This window comes from [Muricauda] lutisoli (nom. illeg.) (assembly GCF_017313105.1).
In the GTDB taxonomy this organism is placed as follows: domain Bacteria; phylum Bacteroidota; class Bacteroidia; order Flavobacteriales; family Flavobacteriaceae; genus Flagellimonas; species Flagellimonas lutisoli.
Genome location: NZ_JAFLND010000003.1, coordinates 526,850 through 549,137, shown reverse-complemented (window position 1 = coordinate 549,137; position 22,288 = coordinate 526,850). Strand labels below are relative to the sequence as shown.

Sequence of the window (22,288 nt, the reverse complement as noted above, 5' to 3'; positions counted from 1 at the left end):
TTATTTACCACAAAGGTAAGAACAACCTGATTATATCTTTTCAAAAACCAAATAGCTGTTATTTTGGACATTCACGGCATTTTCAAACAATTTTTTCACATAGGCATATCCCTCACTTGCATATTGAGTGTATTTTAATTGCAGAGCAAATTGAACCATAATCTGTCCCTTTGATTCCATACAATTAAAAAGCAAGGTCCCACTATTGCCCGGCAAACCTAAATTTATTGAAGAAGGAAGTTCTTTTACCCTGTACCCTTTGGGAACTGTGAAGTTTGCATAATACCTATAGGTTCTTAAATAACCGAAATCCACAGGGTAATACCTTGTTTCCGATTCGAAAGGGTTCTTTTTAAAATATTGAACAGTAAATGGGTTTACCAAAATTGTTTCACCACTATTACCACTTTCCACAGTGAACTCATAATGTTCCACCAATTGCTTTTCGTTCGATTTATCTTGATCTATTTGGTAATTATCTATCCTGAAATTATCCTCTTCGCTTTTCTCAATTTGATCCAAGTATTCCACTTCTGTCATTGAGGATAGATTCTCTCTTTTAAAATAGGCTTCATAACCTCTTGATATTTCATCAAAAACCCCGGTACTGGTGCCCGACTCAAAATCCAAATCAACTTGAAGCCTTATTGATCTAATATTTAATTTTTCCGGTTCAATATCAAACCAATAACTGCCTTCATCCATATCCATTACCCGGCCATAATAATTAAGACATCTATATGGAAGCATCCCAAAAGCTAAATTCTTTTCTGTGGCATCCAACAAATAAGTTGTTCCATCAATATCAACCTTGGCCACCAAATAATTAAAATCGGTCATCACCGGATGGCTCCTTTTAGGTAATCCATGCGCACGTGTGGACAACAACATCGCATCGGTTTCAATATCCGCGGCATTGAGCAAATTGATCAAGGTAATATTGATTTCTGCCACATTGCCTGATTTTTCATCAAAGGCCTGTTTCACACTATTATCCCAAAGCACTCCAAATTCTTCGTTCCAAGTGTAGTAAGACTGCACAAATCTATAGATGTTCTTTGCTCTGGTAAGTTTATCTTCGCTCCCCGCAAGAATATCCAAGGGTATATTTCTTTCGAAATAATTCTTCTTCCTTAATTGACCTCCTACATCATTATCTCCACGCAGTTTACGATCCACATCCCTCCATGACTTTGTATACTTAGTATCGATACCATCAAATCCCAATTCTTCAGACAATTCAAATTCGAGTTTTGACTTATAGTTACTTGCCCCAAGCATGTATTCTTCATTTTCCTTAAAGGCTGGAACATCCTGCATCACATATTTGAGTACCTCACAGTCCGCAGGTCTATCTCTCCTATGTGGCAAATAGAAACATCTTTTTGTTAGGGTCGCTTCATTTACATCTAATTTGAGTTCCCCGATCAAGGTTCGGTTATATACATAGTTTCCAGGAATCTTAGCATTATATTCCGAATGGACTTTTGGAATATCGTCTTGAAAATTCCATCCACTGAGATTATATAAAAAGGGTGATTGAATTTCATAGGTGTATTCCAACACCGACCCTTCTTGAACATTGGGAAACGTGAACCTTTTCTCGGACCAACGTTCATTGATATCCACATCATAAATGTTATTTTGGACCAAACTGATCTTTACTTTGCCATTGTGTGTGATTGCCTTAATATTACTGACCTTTTCAGTGGTATTTTCGGAATGATAATAGGGAATTTTAATTTCGGCCTCGGAAAACCCTTTTTTATTAAAAATTTTCTTTTTGGCGTAGTATTTTGTGATCAACATGACATATCCATTGCGGACCTCAAAATAATTTTCCCCTTTTTCATACAGATATACAGCATGAGCCGTAGTATCTTTTTCATATGATTCAAGTTCTAACTCAAAAATGGAGAGTTCTCCGAAACCTAAATCCATTTGCCCGTAGGATATTAAACATTGGAAAAGTAATATTGACAATATGAGTTTTTTTGCCATTCCCTACTGTTATTTATGATTTAGTAAAAACAATTTTTTCGGACTCTTTTTCGACTATGTGACGATACAACTCTTTTAAATCTTGATATGATCGGGCAGGCAGAATACCACTGTTGATACCCACCACTACATTAACGCTGACCACATTTTGATTCGCCTTAATATTGTATTTAAACTGCCCTAAATCATCTGGTAGTGCTACAGCAATAGGTTCCGGCAAAGACTCCACCACATATCCATCAGGAATATTTATATTAACTACATATCTATCCTCCCAAGGGAAGCCAAAATCAATAGGAAACTCTCTTTTATCCGCTTTGAACGGATTTTCCAACGTAGCAAGATGAAAAAGTGGTGAAACATACAATTTACCGGAAATAGCTTCAAAAGCACCCTCTTTTACAAAACCAAAAGATTGAACAACAGGTTTTGACAGATTGCCCTTGTTTTGTATCTCATAATCGGATATTTCAATGTCCCCTTGTTTTTTTTCCAAGGATTCCAAAAATGAGTCCTCTCCAACGCTGAAATACTTTTTACGGAAACTAAATGCATTATATACGGTGAATTGTTCTCTAATTTTACCTGAAACAAATCCATCTTCATGTACATCAACAGTCATCATGGTCACATCCAATGATTTCTTTTTGGGGATTAAGCCTACCTGAGCTGAACTCCCATCTTCTCGAATTAGCCTGCCGGTCCAGTTTAAAGCCCTTAAGGGCATAATGTTCGGAAGACTGTTTTTCTCGGTTGCATCGAAGAGTAGAACATTGTCTTGCATTTCCAATGCAGCAACCACATAGTTAAAACCATCACTTGTTGGAAATAATGGGATTCCATTAGATCTAGTACTTATTAAAACCGGATTGGCCTTTAGACCAGCATACCTAAACATAGAAGTCAGCATTAGGTTTATTTCTGCCGCATTCCCTGTTTCTTCTTTGTATGCCTTCCGCACACCCCCCGACTCACATGTAACTCCAACATAGTTGTTCCAGTTCATCTTGGTCTTTACGAATTCAAAAATTGTGATGGCCTTTTCTTCATCACTCCCCAACCCATTCAATAAGTTTTCCAAATCTTCCCTGAAATAATTGGTCTTCTTCAACTCATTGCCAAAATCATCATAATCGTAGATGGACTTGGCCACTCCTTCCCATGTTAAACTATAATTTTCATAGGGACTATTTGGAAATCGGGTCGCTGCAAGCTCAAACTTAATTGAAGTACGATAGTTATCTATATTGCTTGTATACTTTTCATCCAACAATGCTGGAATATTATCGGTTATCACATGGTGTATATTCTCCATAAATTCCACTTTGTCAGTGTGCTTGGTGGTACCTCTTCCAATATACCTGGCTCCCAAGTCCTTGGTTGTATAAGATATGTTGACAGACCTATTCTCCTTACTTTGATTCACTTCAATCGGATGTGAGCCCTTTCCATATTTTCGAAAAATGAAGTATTCTGGAATTTCCAATTTTATTTCTACATGATCTAAAGGGATTTGATATTGTAGCTTAAATTCATCCATATACCAATATATTGGTGATGAAACCTTGTACTCAATATCCAAAACACTTCCCTCTTTCACATTGGGCATTGTAATGGAAGCCTTGTTTCTGTATTTATTTACCTCTTCTTCGAAAATCCCATCTTTTTTAAGTTTTTCACTTACCAGTTTATCTCCCTCCATATTGAAAGTATAGCCTTTGATGGACGAGATATTTTCCTCCATACCACTAGCGGCATATAATGGCACCCCTAAAGTCGCCCATTCAAACCCATCTTTATTATAAATTTTAATCCGATAATTTACTTCCCGAATAAGACTCCAACCCAAATTGTTGTCGTAAGTATAATGTACCCATTCCTTTTTAAATAAAATGGCCGCATTGGCCTCTGGATCAAGATGGTGTTCCTTAGCCATTACTTCTTCTTTACTGACTTTACCAAACTTAAATTCGTTTGCAAAGCCAAACTGGACTACAATTAGGAACAAAAGGATAAATCTTATTTTCATTTCAATGGTTTGTTTAGTATGATTTTAGCGTTATCGTTACGGGCTACTTTTCTACGAAAATCCCGATAAAGTTTATAGTCTTCCTTGGAGTACCTTCCTGATTTAATCAGCAATTTTCTTTGGTATTTCAATACCCCTGGTTCCACTTGCTCCAAGGATGCATAATAAGAACCAAACTTGCTCTCAACCTCAATAGGATCCAGCAAATTTTCCGGACTAACGCCTTCAGGTAAGTAAATCACGTATTCATCTTCGTCCAAATACCCTCTCGAAATCACCATTTCCATTGATCGGTTCCTAACCCTGGTCGGCACCAACAAATTCCTATTGAAGGCATTTGGGGCAAGTATTAATTGTTCATTAACACTGGACAAGTAATTTTGGGCCTGCAATTGAATTCTTTCGGTAAATTCTATCTTTTGCTTATCATCTGTAAAAGTGATATCCCCCAGTGCAACGTTATTTATATAATCCCAATAGTTTTTATAGAATTCATCCTGATCTTTTCTGGATTCATCCTTTATCCGATATTTTTGATCGTATTGCGTTCCTTTTGAAAGAATTTCCACTTCACCTTCGATATTCCTTTCATTGGTTATATAATATTTACCTGTGGTTTTTTGATAATTCTTCTCATCGGGATTTGCTCTGGTTTTAATCAGTTCCCCTCCTTCAGGGGTAACCTTTAAAACATTCCGATTGTCAGTGAACATACCTAAATGGTTCATGGGTGTGGTTTGACTTGTGCACTCTAACCAAACATCCTCTCCATTTATTGGAACATTAAGAAATACATGGTTTCCCTGCATGGAAGGAAAATCACTATCCAAATTCCTTACTCGACTACCTCCATATACCACAGTATAATACGAATCCACACCTATGGCACTCAACAAAGCCTTGGTATAATTGGTCAACCCTTTACAGTCACCATATTTTACCCTATCCACATCTTGTGCACTTATGGGCATCCATCCTCCTATTCCCAATTGCACGCTTATATAGCGTGTATTACTCTGAACATATTCATAAACTATTCTTGTTTTTTCAAATGGGTCTTCTACCCCTTTAACCATATTATTGACCTTTGCAATGGTGTTTTGATCTAAATTACCTCTGCCAACAAGCAACTTTTCGTAAATCCATTTACCGAGTTCCTGCCAAGTATTGGCGGACCCATTTATACCTTCCAAATGAAAATTGCTCAATGCCACCTTAATTCCTGGTGCGAATTCTCTAAAGGCAGGCGACATGGGTTCCCTTTTTATTGCACCAATATTCTTTGCGGTATAATGCAATCTACTTTTGGTATTCTCCGATTCAATATTATGCCCTTCAAAATTTGATTCTTTATATCTGATATCAATATCACAGTCGACAGTATATATGAATTCACTTTTTTCTGTGCTCACCCCATAATCATCTAAAAAATACCAGGTGGGAGAGAAGGCAGTATTGGGAGTGGAATATGTTTTGGTAAATTCAATTGTATAAGGATACTCGGTCGGTGTATATTTAAGGTAAAGGACCCTAGAATCGGAATAAAGTGTTCCACCGCTAATCGCACTTTGGTCCAAAAAATCCTTTTTCTTGAACTTTCTGATTAACTCACCGTTCAAATTATAAACAAGGGCCTCAATTTTGGAGATCTTATCATTTTTCTCATAGAAGGCGTAGGCATGAACATCATCATTTCCTGCATCGTTAAAAACAGTCACCACCCGCTTGGAAGTAATCTCCATTTGATCCTGAGCGGTCACTAAGACGTTCATTTTATCCAAACGAACAACCGCATCGGCACCTGGCAAAAGGTCCTTGGGAATGGATGTTACACTATAGTTTTGGGAATAAATAAAATTAAAAAAAAGACAAAAAAAGATAGGCGCACGAAATCGCATTAAGTACAGTTACGGTTAGGTTAGTTAACGCTAATGTGATGAATTTCTTACAAAAAGTCAAAAAATATGATACAAAAAAAATATTATTCCTTATTTTTTGTATCCATTGTGATGGTGACGGGACCATCGTTAAGGAGTCCAACTTTCATATCTGCACCAAAAATTCCGGTGCCTACTTTTTTACCCAGTTTTTGTTCCAAAACCTGAACGAATTTCTCGTACATGGGTACAGCGAAATCGGGTTTCGCTGCCTTAATGTAAGATGGACGATTACCTTTTTTTGTGAGCGCATGCAACGTAAATTGACTAACCACGATGATATCTCCATCAACATCCTGAACGGAGCGGTTCATTACATCATTTTCATCATTAAAAATGCGAAGATTTAGAATTTTATTGGTCAACCAATCAATATCCTCTTGTGTATCGGCATCCTCAATACCCAACAACACCAATAGGCCCTTACCAATAGATGAAACAACTTTATCATCTACCGTTACACTCGCATTTGAAACTCGTTGCAGTACTGTTCTCATTTATCTTTCCCTATATGGATTATCCTCTTCCCCCGTCAACATTTGCACGTAGCTGCGATAACGGCTTGCGGCAATTTCATTATTCTCCAAAGCCTCTTTTACCGCACATTTGGGTTCATCCAAGTGGAGGCAATTATTGAATTTGCATTCCGATTTCAAAGCAAAAAACTCTGGAAAATAGTCTCCGATTTCATGCTTATCCATATCCACAATACCAAATCCTTTTATTCCAGGAGTATCTATAATCCGTGCATCAAAAGAAAGGTCGTACATCTCGGCAAAAGTGGTGGTGTGCTGCCCTTGCATGTGTTGCTCCGAAATTTCGGCGGTTTTTAACTTGAGGCCCGGCTCCAAGGCATTTACCAAAGTTGACTTACCAACGCCTGAATGTCCCGCGAACATACTTGTGTTGCCCAGCATCAGCGCTTTTACCTTGTCCACATTCTTGCCTTTCTTAGCTTCAATTTGAATGCACGTATAACCAATTTTGGTATATAAGTCCACTAAATGCTCAACTTCAGACTTTTCCTTTTCACTGTAAACATCCATTTTATTGAAAAGAAGTACTACAGGAATATCGTAGGCCTCTGCAGTTACCAAAAATCGATCTATAAAACTGGTAAACGTAGGGGGGTTGTTCAAGGTGACGAGCAGAAAAACCTGATCTAGGTTGGCCGCTATGATATGGGTTTGTTTGGAAAGTTTGACCGACCTACGGACAATATAGTTCTTGCGATCTCCAATTTTAGAAATAACACCAACCGTTTCGTCCCCAATATTTTCCAAATGGAACTCCACATGGTCCCCTACGGCAACCGGATTGGTACTTTTAATACCCTGTGTTCGGAACTTGCCCTTGATGCGACATTCGTAAAATTCTCCTTCCGAGGACTTTACGGTATACCAGCTCCCAGTTGATTTATAAACAGTTCCGTTCACTATTTGTTCATATTTTGATTACAAAGAAACAATATTACTGCTTTTTCGTCGTATATCTTTGTTAACAGTTTTAACGATCATTAACATTTTAATCATGAAAAAAATCATTTTGGCTGCCGTGGCGATGCTTGCAGCAACATTCACCATGAGTGCGCAACAGTACCATGTAGTAACCAGCGTTGAGTCAATCGTACCAAACGGACTGGGAAGATCTCGAATTATAAATGCCTTGGAAGACAAGGATTACAAAGAATTTACAAGTGTCCAAACTGAAGATGACAATACTCGAAACAAATCCAGCAGGAGCGAAATCCGTGTAAAGAATTTCGAAGAAACCAAACTTTTGAACTTTTATAACATTGGAGGTATCCGTTTTCAGAACATTGCAGCCAACGATGCCCTGATCACTTCAATGATCAACGACATGGTTTCCAATGGATGGGAACTGGCCTTTGTGGTAAGCGGTGTTGAAAGTGAAGGTGGAAAAGGTGACGGACAAGGTATTTTCATTACCCGTTACATCTTTAAAAAGTAAACGTGCCAAAATATAACCACGAATAAAAAAGCCCTCCATTTTGGAGGGCTTTTTCGTGGCAACAAGTTTCATTAATCCTTTATGTAGATTCTTCCGCCCACAAAGGTTTTTTTATGTACCGTTTCCGGGTTTCCGTACACATAAACATCACCACCGGCCTTTACATTGATGTCCACTAATTCCGAAGCAAACACATCAGCCTCACCGCCAGCGGAAATTTTCACATCGGTCGTAGCGGTCCTTAGTTCCCTTCCTTCAAAAATCCCCCCTGTATTAATTACAATTGATTGATTTTTTGCCAAACCAGAAGCTTGGACAATACCGCCAGTCACCGCTCTGATCTCGGCATAGTCCACATCCATTCCAATACGGATGGCCGCTCCTTCTTGGGCCCGGAGCTCAATTCTACTTTTTTGCACCATTTCGTTACAGGTAATCTGGGCACCTTCGTTTCCATCGATCACATCCAGGTCGGTGTAGTAGACTTCGATCATGGTATCCTCGCCCTGAAACTTTTTATCCAATTGCATTCGTAGTTTCAAGACCCCATTTTTGTTTGTCCATTTAATGTCATCAACATTCCAGCCTTTGATCATGATCTTGTTCTCATCAGACTGGATCAAGTTGACCTCGATCAAATCAAAAACTTTGATTTTGTTGAATTCCCCAACTTCCTTATCAATGATTCGTTGCGAAAACATAACCAAGGGAAGTAACAAAAGACTTAGTGTATATATTTTTTTCATGATAGAGTGTTTTTACTCCTGAAAGATGACCTGTTCACTCTTTTGTTACAGTTTAAAACAAAAAAACTATTTGCAGCCCCTAAATAAATCAAGGCCACAAATAGTTCTTGAATCAACCTGATTAAAAATCAGTCTAAGCGTTGATGATTTTTTCTTGGTGGTTAATGGACTCCTGGTGGATTGCCTTGAACATTTTCAAAACAAATTCCTCGCTCAATCCTCTTTGCTCACCTTCCAAGATCATATTGCCCAATATGGCGTTCCAACGATTGCTCTGGAGCACAGCAACGTTCTTTTGCTTTTTAAGCTCCCCTATTCCGTCGGAAACTTTCATTCTTTTTCCCAAAAGATCGATCAATTGGTTGTCCAACACATCAATCTGAGCCCTTAGGTTGCTCAAATTGTTCTTGTATTCGGCTTCCTCGTCTGTCTCTTTTCTAATGCGTAGGTCTTTCATAATCTGAACCAATGTTTTTGGGGTTACCTGCTGAGCGGCGTCACTCCATGCATTGTCCGGATCGTAATGCGTTTCGATCATCAAACCATCAAAGTTCAAATCCAAAGCCGTTTGCGATACATCAAAAATCATATCTCGCTTCCCGGTAATGTGGCTTGGGTCATTGATGATGGGCAAATCAGGAAATTTGGTTTGCAACTCAATGGCCAACTGCCATTCTGGAATATTACGGTATTTGGTTTTTTCGTAGGTAGAGAAACCTCTGTGAATCACTCCTAACTTTTCGATATTGGCAGAGTGCAAACGTTCCACAGCTCCCAACCAAAGCGATAAGTCCGGGTTTACCGGGTTCTTGACCAAAACGATCTTATCGGTCCCTTCCAAAGCATCGGCAATTTCCTGTACGATAAATGGGCTTACGGTAGAACGCGCTCCGATCCACAACAAATCCACATCGTGCTCCAAAGCTAAATCAACGTGTGTTCTGTTGGCCACTTCGGTAGCGGTTTTTAGCCCGGTCTCCTCTTTTACCTTTTGCAACCACTTTAATCCAATGGCCCCTACACCTTCAAAGTTCCCTGGACGAGTTCTTGGTTTCCAGATTCCGGCACGGTAATAGCTCACGTCGGTATCTTTAAGATCGTGCGCTATTTTCAGCACTTGGTCTTCGGTTTCCGCACTGCACGGACCTGCTACTACCAAGGGATGACCCAAATTCATGTCATCCAACCATTTCCTCATTTCCTTTTTGTTTTCCATAATACTCTCTATTTTTTTGTAAGTGGTATTCCTTTTAGTATTTGTTTTATTTTATTGGTATTACTCATTTCTTGGTGGACATTCTCGAAATCGTTGTCCAATATCAGTTGTTTGAACGTGGTTAGGTTCTGTATGTATTCTTCCAACGTTTCCACAACATTGTCCTTGTTCTGTTCAAAAATGGGTGCCCACATATCCGGGGAACTTTTTGCCAAGCGAACGGTGCTCTCAAAACCACTTCCCGCCATGTCAAAAATATCACGCTCATTTTTTTCTTTCTCAATAACCGTCTTTCCCAACATAAAAGAGCTAATGTGTGATAAATGGGATACGTAGGCAATGTGCTTGTCGTGCGCTTCGGGGTTCATGTACCGGATTCGCATCCCGATATCCTGAAAAATGGCCAATGCTTTTTCCTGAAGCTTGAAGGCTGTTTTCTCTACTTCGCAGATGATCATGGTTTTACCCGAATACAACCCTTCCAAAGCCGCCGTTGGCCCTGAAAACTCAGTACCAGCAATCGGGTGGCAGGCCATGAAGTTTCTTCGATTGGGATGGTCGGCAACTTGCTCACAAATCAATCGCTTGGTGGACCCGGCATCCATTACCACGGTTTCCTCACCAACCGCATCCAAAATTGTGGGCAATTCTGTAACCAGTACATTTACCGGGATTCCCACATAAACCATATCCGCGGTTGCCAAAACGCCGTAGTCTCCTTTTTTATCAATGATCTGAAGTTGCAGCGCTTCCTCCAAATGCGCATCACTTTTGTCCACCCCAACGATTTCCGCTTCGGGATGTAGCTTTTTTACATCCTTGGCAAAAGAACCGCCTATCAATCCAACTCCTATAATGACTACTTTCATAATCTAAAATCTTTCAATGGCTTCTTCAATCTTTTCTTCTTTCACACAAAGGGAAAAACGAATGTAGCCTTCTCCATTGCTCCCGAATATGGTTCCTGGCGCAATGAAAATGTCTTTGTCGTGCAATACCTTATCTATAAAGTCCTCTGAGGGTTCGGCACCTTTGGGCAGCTTGCACCAAACAAACATTCCCACCGCATTTTTATCGTAGGTGCATCCCAATTTATCCGCCAATTGAAACATCAACTCTCGCCGTTTGGTATACACCTTGTCCAATGCTTCGAACCACTCAGGCCCGCTTTGCAAGGCCGCGATCGCACCTTTTTGTATGCCATAGAACATTCCTGAGTCCATATTGCTCTTCACTTTCAGCACTGCGGTGATATGTTCTGCACTACCCAGTACCATTCCAACTCGCCAGCCTGCCATGTTGAAGGTCTTGCTTAAACTATTCAGTTCCAGAGTGCAATCTTTAGCCCCGTCGATGGACAAAATACTGGTGGGATTGCTGGAGAGGACAAAACTATAAGGGTTATCGTTCACCAAAAGGATTTCGTTTTCCTTGGCAAATTCCACCAAAGACTCCAGTTGTTCCTTGGTCGCCGTAGCACCTGTCGGCATATGCGGATAGCTGATCCACATTACCTTTACTTTGGACAAATCTTTTTTGGACAGTTCCTCCAAATCGGGGAACCACCCATTTTCAGCTTTCAAGTCATAACTAACCGGTGCTCCACCTACCAAATTGGTAACCGAGGTATAGGTAGGATACCCAGGATTTGGCAACAACACCTCATCACCTTCATTTAAAAAGGCCATACTAATGTGCATAATGCCTTCCTTGGAACCCATTAAGGGCAAAACTTCGGAAGATGGGTCTACGGTCACCTCAAATTTTTGCTGATAGAAATGCGCAATGGCCTCCCGAAGTTGTGGCAATCCTTGATAGCTTTGGTATTGATGTGCCCCCGCTTCGATAATGGAGTCCCGAAGGGTTTCCAGTACCTGCGGTGATGGTGCCAAATCCGGGCTGCCAATTCCCATGTTGATAATGGGCTTGCCATCGGCCATTAATCCCCTGACCTCTCTCAATTTTTTAGAGAAGTAATATTCCTGTATACTATTTAACCTATCTGCCGTTATCATTACAACAATGCATTTTTATATTCACCCAACACCTTGAAATCCTCGGCCATGATCTGCATCAACGATTTGGTTTTGGCAAAGTGCTCGTATTTATCAAAGGTTACATCCACAAAAAAGGCATACTTCCACGGGGTCTCTATCACAGGTAGGGACTGAATCTTGGTCATATTCATATTGCAGTCGCTCATCACATTCAATACCGTTGCCAAACTTCCTCTTTTGTGATCGGTTATAAATCGTAAAGAGGCCTTGTTGATCTCTTCCTCTGGCAGCACCTTGTTCTGTTTTTTAAGAACAATGAACCTGGTTGAATTATTAACAATGGTCTGGATGTTATCCGCTATAATTTCGAGATCGTACAATTCGGCTGCCTTTTTAGGAGCAATCGCAGCTATATGCCCAAGTCCTTCCTCCTTGATTCTTTTTGCTGTCTCGGCCGTATCCACACTCTCCACCAATTTGATCTGTGGGTGCGTTTTGAAAAACTCCTTGCACTGTAGCAATGCCATTGGGTGTGAATGTACCTCTTGGATATCATCAAAAGTTTTACCCTTCATAACCATAAGGTTATGGTGGATGTTCAAGTAGTGCTCCCCGATAACATGGATATTATTATGGTACACCAGGTTGTAATTGGGAATAATAGACCCTGCAATGGAGTTCTCGATGGCCATAATGCCCTTGTCGGCTTCACCCATCAATAAGCTATCGATAACGGCATCAAAAGAGCTACACTCGATCAACTCAATGTTATCTCCAAAAAAATCGGCGGCCACCTGATGGTGGTTGGAACCCTTTATTCCTTGTATGGCAACTTTTAATTCCATTGCAAAAAAAAAGTCCCGATGTATCGGGACTTTATAAATTGGTTATACTTAAAACGTATCTATAATAGTCCCGCTCCTCTCTCAAAAAAGAAGTAAAAATAAAAACGGTTCCAGAAATACGTGTTTGTCATCTCGTTGTTAATTGTCGGCTAATTTAGGTATTCAATTGGAAACACACAGACATTCCTAAATTTTTTTTGAATTTTCTCAAAAAAAGCATTTTTGCTGCACATTATTTTACAGAAATGATACTTTTTTACGAATTCTCATCTTGTCAATAATTTTGAAAAGATTCATAGAATAAAATCCTTGCTTTTGAAACTGAAGGATTAAAGCATCTAAAAGTGTATTTTTGGAATCATTAAATTTATTTTGAATGTCCATCACCGTACAAAACATCACAAAAAGCTTTGGCTCCCAAAAAGCATTGAACAATGTTTCGTTCACCATCAACAAAGGTGAAGTGGTCGGTTTTTTAGGTCCCAACGGCGCAGGAAAGTCCACTATGATGCGGATTTTGACCACTTACTACAAAGCAGATGAGGGTGAAGCCACTGTAAATGGTTTTGATGTGTTGAGCGCTGAAAAGAACGTTCAAAAAAGCATTGGTTACCTGCCAGAGCATAATCCGTTGTATTTGGAGATGTATGTTAAGGAATACTTGGCCTTTAATGCCGATGTTTATAAAGTGGACAAGTCCAAAATAAATGATGTCATCGAACAAACAGGGTTGTCTCCCGAGGCCCACAAAAAAATTGGGCAGCTATCCAAAGGCTATCGTCAGCGGGTTGGACTTGCGGCGGCCCTTTTGCACGACCCGGAAGTTTTGATTCTCGATGAGCCCACCACGGGACTCGACCCCAACCAATTGATTGAAATCCGAAAACTGATCCGAGAAATAGGAAAAGAAAAAACCATTTTACTTTCCACACATATTATGAAAGAAGTGGAAGCCGTTTGCGACCGGGTCATCATCATCAACAAGGGAGAATTGGTGGCCGATAAAAAACTGGAGGAACTTCGTGAAGCCGAAGAACAAATCATTGAGGTGGAATTTGATTATCGCGTAGAAGAACAATTACTGCAACAAATGCCCAATGTTTCCAAAGTGAAAAACACAGGTGGTTTTGTCTACGAAATCACTTTTGGCACTTCCAAGGATATGAGGCCCGCCGTATTCGATTTTGCACACGACAACAAACTCAAGACGCTTCAGCTCAGCAGAAAGAACAAAAACCTGGAGAGCTTGTTCACCGAACTTACGTCCTAACTTTCCTTTTATCCCAACAGATGGAACAACCATCCAAAATGGATGGAAAACCGTTTCAAATATGGTACTTTTGCAGGACAGAAGAAAACGGCCTCTATGAAGAATAACAACGCCAGATTGGAACTTTCCAAAGAAGAAATGAAGAGTTATGGGTATCAAGTTGTTGATGCCATAGTGGAACACCATGCCAACCAACACGAAAAATTACCTGTAGCCCTTGGCTCTCGGGAGGAAATGGACTCTTTGTTCTTGGAAGAGGCACCTGAAAAAGGTTCGGACCCTTCCCAAGTCCTGAACTTTGTTCTAGAAAAGGTAATGACCAACAGTGCAAACTTGGCTCACCCTAGATCATTTTCTTTTGTACCTGGCCCTAGCAACTACGTTAGTGTAATGGCGGATGCTTTGGCCACGGGTTACAACATCTTCTCCGGCGGATGGGCAGCCAGTCCTGCTGCGGCCGAATTGGAAATCGTGACCATTCAGTGGTTATTGAAGATCTTTGGTTTCCCCAAGAGAAAAGGGGGAGGTATTTTTACCAGTGGAGGATCCATGGCCAACCTTACCGCTGTGGCAACGGCCCGTAGGATAAAGTGTGGTGATGATTTCTCCAAGGCCGTTATTTATCTATCCGATCAAGCGCACTCATCCAACATTAAGGCCATTCGCGTGCTGGGCTTTAAAAAAGAACAGATCAGAATTATTCCTACGGATAGCGAGCTCAAGTTTTCGGTAAATAAATTGAAAAACTGTATTGCCAAGGACAGATTGGAAGGACTTTACCCCCTCTGTTTGATTGCCACCGCCGGAACCACTAATACAGGCACAGTGGACCCATTGGTGGAATTGGGAAAAATATGCAAGAAAGAGGATATCTGGTTCCATATTGATGGTGCCTATGGCGGAGCCGCTATTTTATCCCAAAAGGGCAAACAGGCAATGAAAGGCATTGAAAAAGCCGACTCGTTGACCGTGGATCCACATAAATGGTTCTTCCAGCCCTACGAAATGGGTTGCCTTTTGGTGCGAAACCACAAAAACTTGAGCCATACCTTTACCGAAAAACCTGAATATTTAAGGGATATCGAAGGGAATACTTCTGAAATCAATTTTTATGATCATGGGATACAGTTAACCAGAAGATTTAGAGCGCTCAAGTTTTATATGTCTCTGAAAACCTTTGGTTTAAAGGAGTTCCGTGATGCCATTACATATAATATTGATTTGGCGGAAGAAGTGGAAACAATGCTTCGTGGCAGTAAAAGTTGGGAGGTGGTGTATCCAGCTACCTTGGCGGTTATCAACTTCAGGTACCATCCCATCAACAAAAAATACTCGGAGAAGGAGCTGGACAAGATCAACCAATACATTTCGGGAAAAGTTATGGATTCGCGAAAGGCCATGCTTGTGACCACTATTTTAAATGGACAGATCGTGCTTCGGATGTGCCTCATCAATCCCAGAACAACGATGAAGGACATTACCGACACCTTTGACCTTTGTAAAAAATATGCACTTGAAATTGAGGAGCAGTTAGCGAGCAAAGTCTAAGCCATAACTTCAAAAAGAGCATCAATGGCCTCATCCAATATAGACTGTACCTTCGGGTCCGTAGAATTGATCAAGACCGCAACAACTTTTTGGCCATTCGGATACACAAAAAGATTGGTGTAAGCTCCTACGCTGTTACCAACGTGACCAACAAACGGCCTACCCTTTGAATCCTGACTCACCTGAAACCCGAGACCATAATATATGGGTTTGCCATCTATGGTTTGGGAAGTAAGCAACTGTTCGTAGGTTTCGTTCTTGAGTAATTTTCGCTCTAAAATGGCTTGTCCCAGTTTAGCCACATTGTCACAAGTCGACAAATACCCACCTCCGGCCAACTTATAAGTATTGTTAACCTCAACAGCCTCTTGAAAGTACAAAGAGCGCCTGGTATAGAACCGTGCTTTGGTCTTGACTGCCTTCGAACTGAAATCAAAATCCTCTGGAGAAAAGGTGTATTTTAATCCCAAGGGTGTCAAAATATGCTCTTTTACATAGTCCTTGAAAGGAATACCACTAGCTTCTTCCATGGCCAAGGACAGCAACACAAAATCAAAGCTATTGTAGAGGAAACTTGTACCGGGTTCAAAAAACAATGGGTCGTTTTTAAAGACTTCTATTCCATCTTTGATGGAGCATTCCAGGTTCAAAGCGTATTCCTTTCCACGATATCCTCGAATACCTGCAGTGTGGCTAGCCAATTGTCGCAGCGTGAAGTCGTATTTCTTTTTGGGGTAGTAAGTAACATAGGTATAAAGAGATTCGTCCAAATCCACAATACCATCTTCTACCATTTTACCCAGGGCCAATCCCGTGATACATTTGGAAATACTTGCCATACGGAAAACCGTATGTACTGGATGGACCTTAATCCTTTTATCAATATCAGCAAAACCATATCCGTTTTGAAGCAATATTTCTCCTTTATCCAAAATGGTCACGGCCAAACCGGGCACTTTTTTTTCTGCCACAAGATTGTTGAAAAGAACATTGGCTTTTTCCAAACCGTGCAATCCTTCCAAAGATTTCGACTTTGGGAATGGGACAAACAAGTTTCTGATATGTGTAAAAAAACTACCCAAACATTCGATTTGAAACTCGAAATTAATGAGAAATATGAAAGGGCATGAGGATTTATGTCATAGTTTGAAGGGAACTCAATCTTGGAATATCAATCTACCATTGAATAATTCCTCAACATTTACTTCATCAGGTCGATTTACGCTTATCACATCACCTGTCCCGCGAATTATGCCACTTAAACTTTGTTGTGGGTTGACAATCGCATCATTGGAGCCCCTATGGTTGATGGTCACACTTTCCGCGACCAATTCTTCCGCTTCAATCCTAGAATCTCCGGCGGCCACTGTTACATTAAAATTTTCGGTGGCTCCTTTAAGCTTGAAATAAGCAATACCATTGACCACTATTCGAACTGTGGAAGCATTCAAGTTCAAATCAAAGGACCCGTCCGTAGTCTCTGCATCAGGATTATTAAAGCTTTCTGACACCAAACTTAAACTGGGATAATTAAGGACACCATCGCTGGTAATGGGCATTCCTGTACTGCTGCGTATTTCAGAAATATTGGGGGAAGTAATATACACCGTTGTCAAACCATAATCCCGAACATAATTGCAGCTATTTTCATTTCTAAGTACCAGGCGATTGTCCTCCACCACAGCTGAAAAATCGTTCAAGAGGTATTCTCCTGTTTCCACCTCCACCAACTGATTATCGCCTTGCTTTAAAACTACATTCAGGTTTTCAAAAACTGTAATGGAACTAAACTGTGAAACATCCACTGGACGACGAACCATCTCACCGGCATTCTGAAAACAATCGGGAACGTTATCACCATTGCAGGAAATCAGTATGAGAAAAATAGCCGACGAAAAGAACTTAGCGACTGCGCTGGAAACATTTTTAAAACCAAATAAATTTCTTACAACTGACATCTCAATACTATAATCTTATACCTATTCCAAATTCAATGGCCTCTGCCTTGGCTCCGTGCGATTTTAAGGTAACAGCGCCGAATATCTTATCACCAAAATATCGCTTCAACCCGATTCGGTTATAGACCTTACCTTCAAAATCAAAAGGATAATAGACATAATACCCCAATTGGGCAATTACGCTCAATTTGTTCACAAAGAGTTCATGTCCCAAAAACACCCCTACCCTTTTATAGTCCGTATCAGGTGCAACATCCAATTCAGGAAACGATATTGATTGATATCGAATCAATTCCTTTAGAAAGTTGGAGAAGAAAATATCTGTTCCCAATTGAATGGCACTTCGTTTTCCCAAACGCTTATCTGCATAAGCAGAAACAATGGCAAAACCATATCTGCCCATATTGATTACATCGCTTTCGTTAGCTCCTCCCCTTAGTACTAAATTATAACGAATGGGTTCCTTGATTTTTTCTTTAGGTTCTGGTTTTACATACGCATATGCCGCATCCTTATCAAGATTATAGGTTAAGCCCACATTGAATGCAAATGTATTGGTGGAGGTATTCGGCGCCTTAAAATTGGCATTGGAATAGTGGATCAAAGACAATCCGGCCTTCACCCCCAGACCGGCAAAGAGGTTTTCCTTATGATAGTTCATCATCAATAAGGTGCTACTTAAAATGTGACTCCCGTAGGCATTGTTTCGAAAATTTTCATCCTTATGATAGGGATTGGTACTGTAAGCCAATCCTTGTGCTATTCTAAGTTGAAAATTTCGGTTGAAAAGGTAAAAATTGTAATGGCCATAAACGCCGTAAAGCTCACCTAATGTATCGTTGTTGGTGTTTTGATAAACAAAAGTATAGCCCGTATCCGGATATCCAAAATCGGCTTCCCACTCTTTATGTCCATAGGTTTTTCTGCTAACTCCCAATATAACACCCCCAGGGTGGTCCGTGATCAAATGGGAAATATCCGGGTTGTGCAAAAGTATGGAACCGTAAAATTGATTTACATCCAGCACAAAATCTTTTGGAACATCCGGGGTTTGGGACCTCCCAAAAAATGCAATCAAAAACAAGAATAGGCTAAGTAGGTACCTCATGGGGCACTAAAGTAGGAAATTAAAAAAGTTCCTTGGCTATTGCCTTTATATTATCTGATTTTCCCATGGAATAATAATGCAATACGGGCACACCTGCTTCTCGCAATTCTTTAGATTGTTGAATGGCCCATTCCACTCCTACCTGACGTACTTCTTTGTTGTTTTTACAGGCCTCAACAGCATCAATCAAATCTTGGGGAAGGTCTACCCGAAACACCTGTGGCAACAGCTGCAGATGTCGTTTTACAGCTATCGGTTTAATCCCGGGAATAATCGGAACATCGATGCCCATATCACGTGCTGCCTTAACAAAATCGAAAAATTTTTGGTTGTCAAAAAACATTTGGGTTACTACATAATCGGCACCCAGGTCCACTTTTTGCTTTAAACGTTTTAGGTCGGATTGCAAGGATGGAGCTTCCATATGTTTTTCGGGATAGCCAGCCACACCAATGCAAAAACTACTTAAATCATTTGACTCTATAGTATCATGCAAATAGTAACCTTCATTAATATCCTGTATTTGCTTTACCAATTCCGTGGCATATTGATGTCCACCTTTGGTGGGGGTAAAATACTTCTCCTCTTTTCGGGCATCTCCGCGAAGTGCCATTACATTTTCTATTTCCAAATATTGGCAGTCCACCAGAAGATACTCGGTCTCCTCTTTTGTAAATCCACCACAAAGCACATGGGGCACTGTATCAACATCATATTTATGCTTTAAGGAAGCACAAATACCCAAAGTACCAGGACGTGTTCGTGTCAATTTTTTGTCCAATAACCCATCTTTCTCCTTGTAGACATATTCCTCCCGAGAAGTGGTCACATCAATAAACGGAGGTTTGAACTCCATCAAGGGATCGATGTTATTGTACAACTCCTGAATGCTTTTTCCTTTTACGGGCGGTACAATTTCAAAACTGAAAAGCGTTTCTCCCTTGGCTTGTTTTATGTGATCGGTAATTTTCATCGCTTATGCATCAACAATATTGGGAGCAAGCCACTTTTGGGCTTCCTCCAATTTTATATTTTTTCGCTCAGCAAAATCCTGAACTTGGTCTTGCTTTATTTTTCCCAGTCCAAAATACTTGGCCTCTGGATGACCAAAATAGTAGCCGCTTACACTGGCAGCTGGCCACATGGCCAAACTATCGGTGAGTTTTACCCCAATTTTTTCCTCTACCTCCATCATTTCCCAAATGGTAAGTTTCTCCAAGTGGTCGGGACATGCGGGATAGCCAGGCGCAGGTCGAATTCCGCGATACCTTTCCTTGATCAACGCATCGTTGTCCAAGTCTTCGTCAACGACATAACCCCAGAATTTTGTTCGCACCTCTTTATGTAGATATTCTGCAAAAGCTTCTGCAAATCGGTCCGCCAGGGCTTTGATCATAATCGCATTATAATCATCATGGTTCTTTTCAAATTCAGCAGCCAATTCTTGCGTCCCAAATCCCGTACTTACACAAAAACAACCAATATAATCCTGAATTCCAGTATCCTTTGGTGCAATAAAATCGGCCAAGGCAATATTGGGAACCCCTTCGCGCTTTTTCAATTGTTGGCGAAGCGTTCTAAAAATAAAGGTTTCTCCTTCCTTGTCCACTTCAATATCATCATCATTAACCTGATTGGCAGGAAACAACCCGAATATGGCTTTGGCTTTCAGAAGTTTTTCATCCAAAATACGTTTTAAAAGTACTTGGGCATCCTCAAACAGTTCTTTGGCTTGCTTCCCGACCACCTCATCGGTCAATATATCCGGATACTTACCATGCAAGTCCCAACTACGGAAGAAAGGGGACCAATCGATAAATGCTTCCAATTTGTTCAAATCAAAATCTTCCCAGACCTCAATGCCGAGTTGATTTGGTTTTTTAATATCGGATGAGTTCCAATCGATCTGAAGTTTGTTTTTCCTTGCTTCCTCCAAGGTCAGGTACTCCTTTTGTTTTCCACGCTTTAAAAACTTCTCCCTAAAACTCTCATAATCCAACTTGATGGATTTTTTATACTTGACCGAAGTCTCATCCTGAAGCAAATTGCCCACTACCGTTACCGCTCTAGACGCATCATTGACGTGCACTACGGAATTACTGTACTGTGGATCTATTTTAACCGCTGTATGCGCCTTACTTGTTGTTGCACCACCGATCAAAAGAGGTACTTCAAAGTTTTGACGCTCCATTTCCTTGGCCAAAAAAACCATTTCATCCAAAGATGGCGTGATCAATCCGCTCAAACCAATAATATCCACTTGCTCTTCCTTGGCCTTATTGATGATTTTTTCAGGGGGCACCATCACTCCCAAATCCACAATTTCGTAGTTGTTACAGGCCAGAACCACGCTCACGATATTTTTCCCGATATCGTGCACATCGCCTTTAACGGTAGCCATGAGTATTTTTCCAGCTGCCTTGGCGTTTTTTTCTTTTGATGCCTCAATATAGGGGGTTAGGTAGGCCACGGCCTTTTTCATTACTCGCGCAGATTTCACCACTTGTGGTAAAAACATTTTTCCACTTCCGAACAAATCTCCGACCACGTTCATGCCTGTCATCAAGTTGCCTTCGATTACTTCCAAAGGTTTGGCAGCCTGTTTACGGGCCTCTTCAACATCTTCAACAATGTATTGGTCAATACCTTTCACCAAAGCTCTGGTAATACGGTCCTGAAGCGGTTCTTCCCTCCAAGACAGATCAACCTTACTTTCTTTAGCCGTTCCCACAACGGTCTCTGCAAATTCCAGTAAGCGCTCGGTAGCATCATCACGTCTGTTGAGCAGCACATCTTCTACGTGTTCCAACAAATCCTTGGGAATATTGTCGTATACTTCCAACATGGTCGGGTTCACGATTCCCATGTTCATACCTGCTTTAATGGCGTGGAACAGGAAGGCGGAATGCATAGCCTCGCGAACGGGATTGTTACCCCTAAATGAAAAAGAAACATTGCTCACACCTCCACTAACACTACAATAGGGTAGGTTTTCACGAACCCAACGGGTTCCCTCGATAAAATCGACGGCATTGTTTTTATGTTCGTCCATTCCTGTGGCCACAGGAAAAATATTGAGGTCAAAAATGATATCCTCGGGAGGGAAATTTACTTCGTTGACCAAAATATCATAGGAACGCTTGGCAATTTCAATACGGCGTTCGTAGGTATCTGCTTGTCCCACCTCGTCGAAGGCCATTACAATCACCGCAGCGCCATAACGCTTGATCAATTTAGCATGGTGTACAAACTCTTCTTTCCCTTCTTTTAAGCTGATGGAGTTGACCACACATTTTCCTTGCACTACTTGCAATCCAGCCTCAATGATCTCCCATTTGGAACTATCGATCATAATGGGAACCCTGGCGATATCGGGTTCTGAAACGATCAGGTTAAGAAATCTGACCATGGCCTCCTTGCCATCAATCAGACCATCGTCCATATTAATGTCGATGATCTGGGCGCCACCTTCCACTTGTTCGCGGGCAATGTCCAGTGCTTCATCAAACTTTTCTTCCTTTATCAGCCGTAAAAACCGCTTGGAACCTGCCACATTGGTCCGCTCCCCCACATTAATGAAATTGCTTTCCGGGGTTACGACCAAGGGCTCTAGGCCCGAGAGTTTTAGATATCGTTGTTCGTTGTTCGTTGCCATATACTTA

The 22,288-nt window shown here is 40.8% G+C and carries 18 protein-coding genes; 3 read left to right on the top strand and 15 right to left on the bottom strand.

Translation table 11 applies throughout. The features are described from left to right. Positions 1–30: 30 nt before the first annotated feature. From J0X13_RS13330 to rsgA, 5 genes are all read right to left on the bottom strand, one after another. Positions 31–1,941: a DUF3858 domain-containing protein gene (locus tag J0X13_RS13330; RefSeq protein ID WP_207071889.1), complete on the bottom strand. Its 1,911-nt coding sequence runs from the start codon at positions 1,939–1,941 to the stop codon at positions 31–33. A 73-nt stretch (positions 1,942–2,014) separates the two neighbouring features. After that, a complete protein-coding gene (locus J0X13_RS13325; RefSeq protein WP_207071888.1) occupies positions 2,015–4,030 on the bottom strand; it encodes a DUF3858 domain-containing protein in 2,016 nt (671 codons plus the stop codon). Then, positions 4,027–5,928 (bottom strand): DUF3858 domain-containing protein, encoded by a 1,902-nt coding sequence (locus J0X13_RS13320; protein ID WP_207071887.1) that lies wholly within the window; start codon positions 5,926–5,928, stop codon positions 4,027–4,029. The genes J0X13_RS13325 and J0X13_RS13320 overlap by 4 nt, the downstream gene beginning before the upstream one ends. 83 nt (positions 5,929–6,011) lie before the next feature. Further along, a complete protein-coding gene (gene dtd, locus J0X13_RS13315; protein WP_207071886.1) occupies positions 6,012–6,464 on the bottom strand; it encodes a D-aminoacyl-tRNA deacylase in 453 nt (150 codons plus the stop codon). Next, positions 6,465–7,403 (bottom strand): ribosome small subunit-dependent GTPase A, encoded by a 939-nt coding sequence (gene rsgA / locus J0X13_RS13310; RefSeq protein ID WP_207071885.1) that lies wholly within the window; start codon positions 7,401–7,403, stop codon positions 6,465–6,467. Between the two features lie 94 nt (positions 7,404–7,497). Between rsgA and J0X13_RS13305 the strand changes: the two genes are divergently transcribed. Next, complete coding sequence (locus J0X13_RS13305; RefSeq protein ID WP_207071884.1) at positions 7,498–7,938, top strand: hypothetical protein; 441 nt, start codon at positions 7,498–7,500, stop codon at positions 7,936–7,938. A gap of 71 nt (positions 7,939–8,009) precedes the next feature. Here J0X13_RS13305 and J0X13_RS13300 read toward each other — a convergent pair whose 3' ends face one another. The 5 genes from J0X13_RS13300 to J0X13_RS13280 form a co-directional block, all read right to left on the bottom strand. After that, positions 8,010–8,684 carry a head GIN domain-containing protein gene (locus tag J0X13_RS13300; RefSeq protein WP_207071883.1) on the bottom strand — a complete coding sequence of 225 codons (675 nt, stop codon included), beginning with the start codon at positions 8,682–8,684 and terminating at the stop codon, positions 8,010–8,012. 133 nt (positions 8,685–8,817) lie between these two features. Beyond that, positions 8,818–9,900 carry a bifunctional 3-deoxy-7-phosphoheptulonate synthase/chorismate mutase type II gene (locus J0X13_RS13295; RefSeq protein ID WP_207029902.1) on the bottom strand — a complete coding sequence of 361 codons (1,083 nt, stop codon included), beginning with the start codon at positions 9,898–9,900 and terminating at the stop codon, positions 8,818–8,820. Positions 9,901–9,908: 8 nt separating this feature from the next. Further along, entirely contained in the window at positions 9,909–10,769 is an 861-nt protein-coding gene (locus J0X13_RS13290; protein WP_207071882.1) for a prephenate dehydrogenase, read from the bottom strand. A 3-nt stretch (positions 10,770–10,772) separates the two neighbouring features. Further along, positions 10,773–11,915 carry a pyridoxal phosphate-dependent aminotransferase gene (locus J0X13_RS13285; RefSeq protein ID WP_207071881.1) on the bottom strand — a complete coding sequence of 381 codons (1,143 nt, stop codon included), beginning with the start codon at positions 11,913–11,915 and terminating at the stop codon, positions 10,773–10,775. After that, positions 11,915–12,742, bottom strand: coding sequence for a prephenate dehydratase (locus J0X13_RS13280; RefSeq protein WP_207071880.1), 828 nt, complete (start codon positions 12,740–12,742; stop codon positions 11,915–11,917). The genes J0X13_RS13285 and J0X13_RS13280 overlap by 1 nt, the downstream gene beginning before the upstream one ends. Before the next feature lie 376 nt (positions 12,743–13,118). On the opposite strand from J0X13_RS13280, the gene gldA reads away from it, so the two are divergent. Both gldA and J0X13_RS13270 read left to right on the top strand, forming a co-directional pair. After that, on the top strand, positions 13,119–14,012 hold the full coding sequence (gene gldA / locus J0X13_RS13275; protein ID WP_207071879.1) for a gliding motility-associated ABC transporter ATP-binding subunit GldA: 894 nt from the start codon (positions 13,119–13,121) through the stop codon (positions 14,010–14,012). A gap of 96 nt (positions 14,013–14,108) precedes the next feature. Beyond that, positions 14,109–15,560 carry a pyridoxal phosphate-dependent decarboxylase family protein gene (locus tag J0X13_RS13270; protein ID WP_207072064.1) on the top strand — a complete coding sequence of 484 codons (1,452 nt, stop codon included), beginning with the start codon at positions 14,109–14,111 and terminating at the stop codon, positions 15,558–15,560. Here J0X13_RS13270 and J0X13_RS13265 read toward each other — a convergent pair. The 5 genes from J0X13_RS13265 to metH form a co-directional block, all read right to left on the bottom strand. After that, positions 15,557–16,582, bottom strand: coding sequence for a serine hydrolase domain-containing protein (locus J0X13_RS13265; protein ID WP_242535731.1), 1,026 nt, complete (start codon positions 16,580–16,582; stop codon positions 15,557–15,559). The two genes, J0X13_RS13270 and J0X13_RS13265, sit on opposite strands and share 4 nt — an antisense overlap. Positions 16,583–16,717: 135 nt before the next feature. Then, complete coding sequence (locus tag J0X13_RS13260) at positions 16,718–17,518, bottom strand: head GIN domain-containing protein (protein WP_207071877.1); 801 nt, start codon at positions 17,516–17,518, stop codon at positions 16,718–16,720. A gap of 7 nt (positions 17,519–17,525) precedes the next feature. Next, entirely contained in the window at positions 17,526–18,626 is a 1,101-nt protein-coding gene (locus J0X13_RS13255; protein ID WP_207071876.1) for an acyloxyacyl hydrolase, read from the bottom strand. A gap of 19 nt (positions 18,627–18,645) precedes the next feature. Continuing rightward, entirely contained in the window at positions 18,646–19,599 is a 954-nt protein-coding gene (metF, locus tag J0X13_RS13250; protein WP_207071875.1) for a methylenetetrahydrofolate reductase [NAD(P)H], read from the bottom strand. 3 nt (positions 19,600–19,602) lie between these two features. Next, the gene (gene metH / locus J0X13_RS13245) at positions 19,603–22,281 is read right to left on the bottom strand and encodes a methionine synthase (RefSeq protein WP_207071874.1); all 2,679 of its coding nucleotides are present in this window, start codon (positions 22,279–22,281) and stop codon (positions 19,603–19,605) included. Between the last annotated feature and the right edge of the window lie 7 nt (positions 22,282–22,288).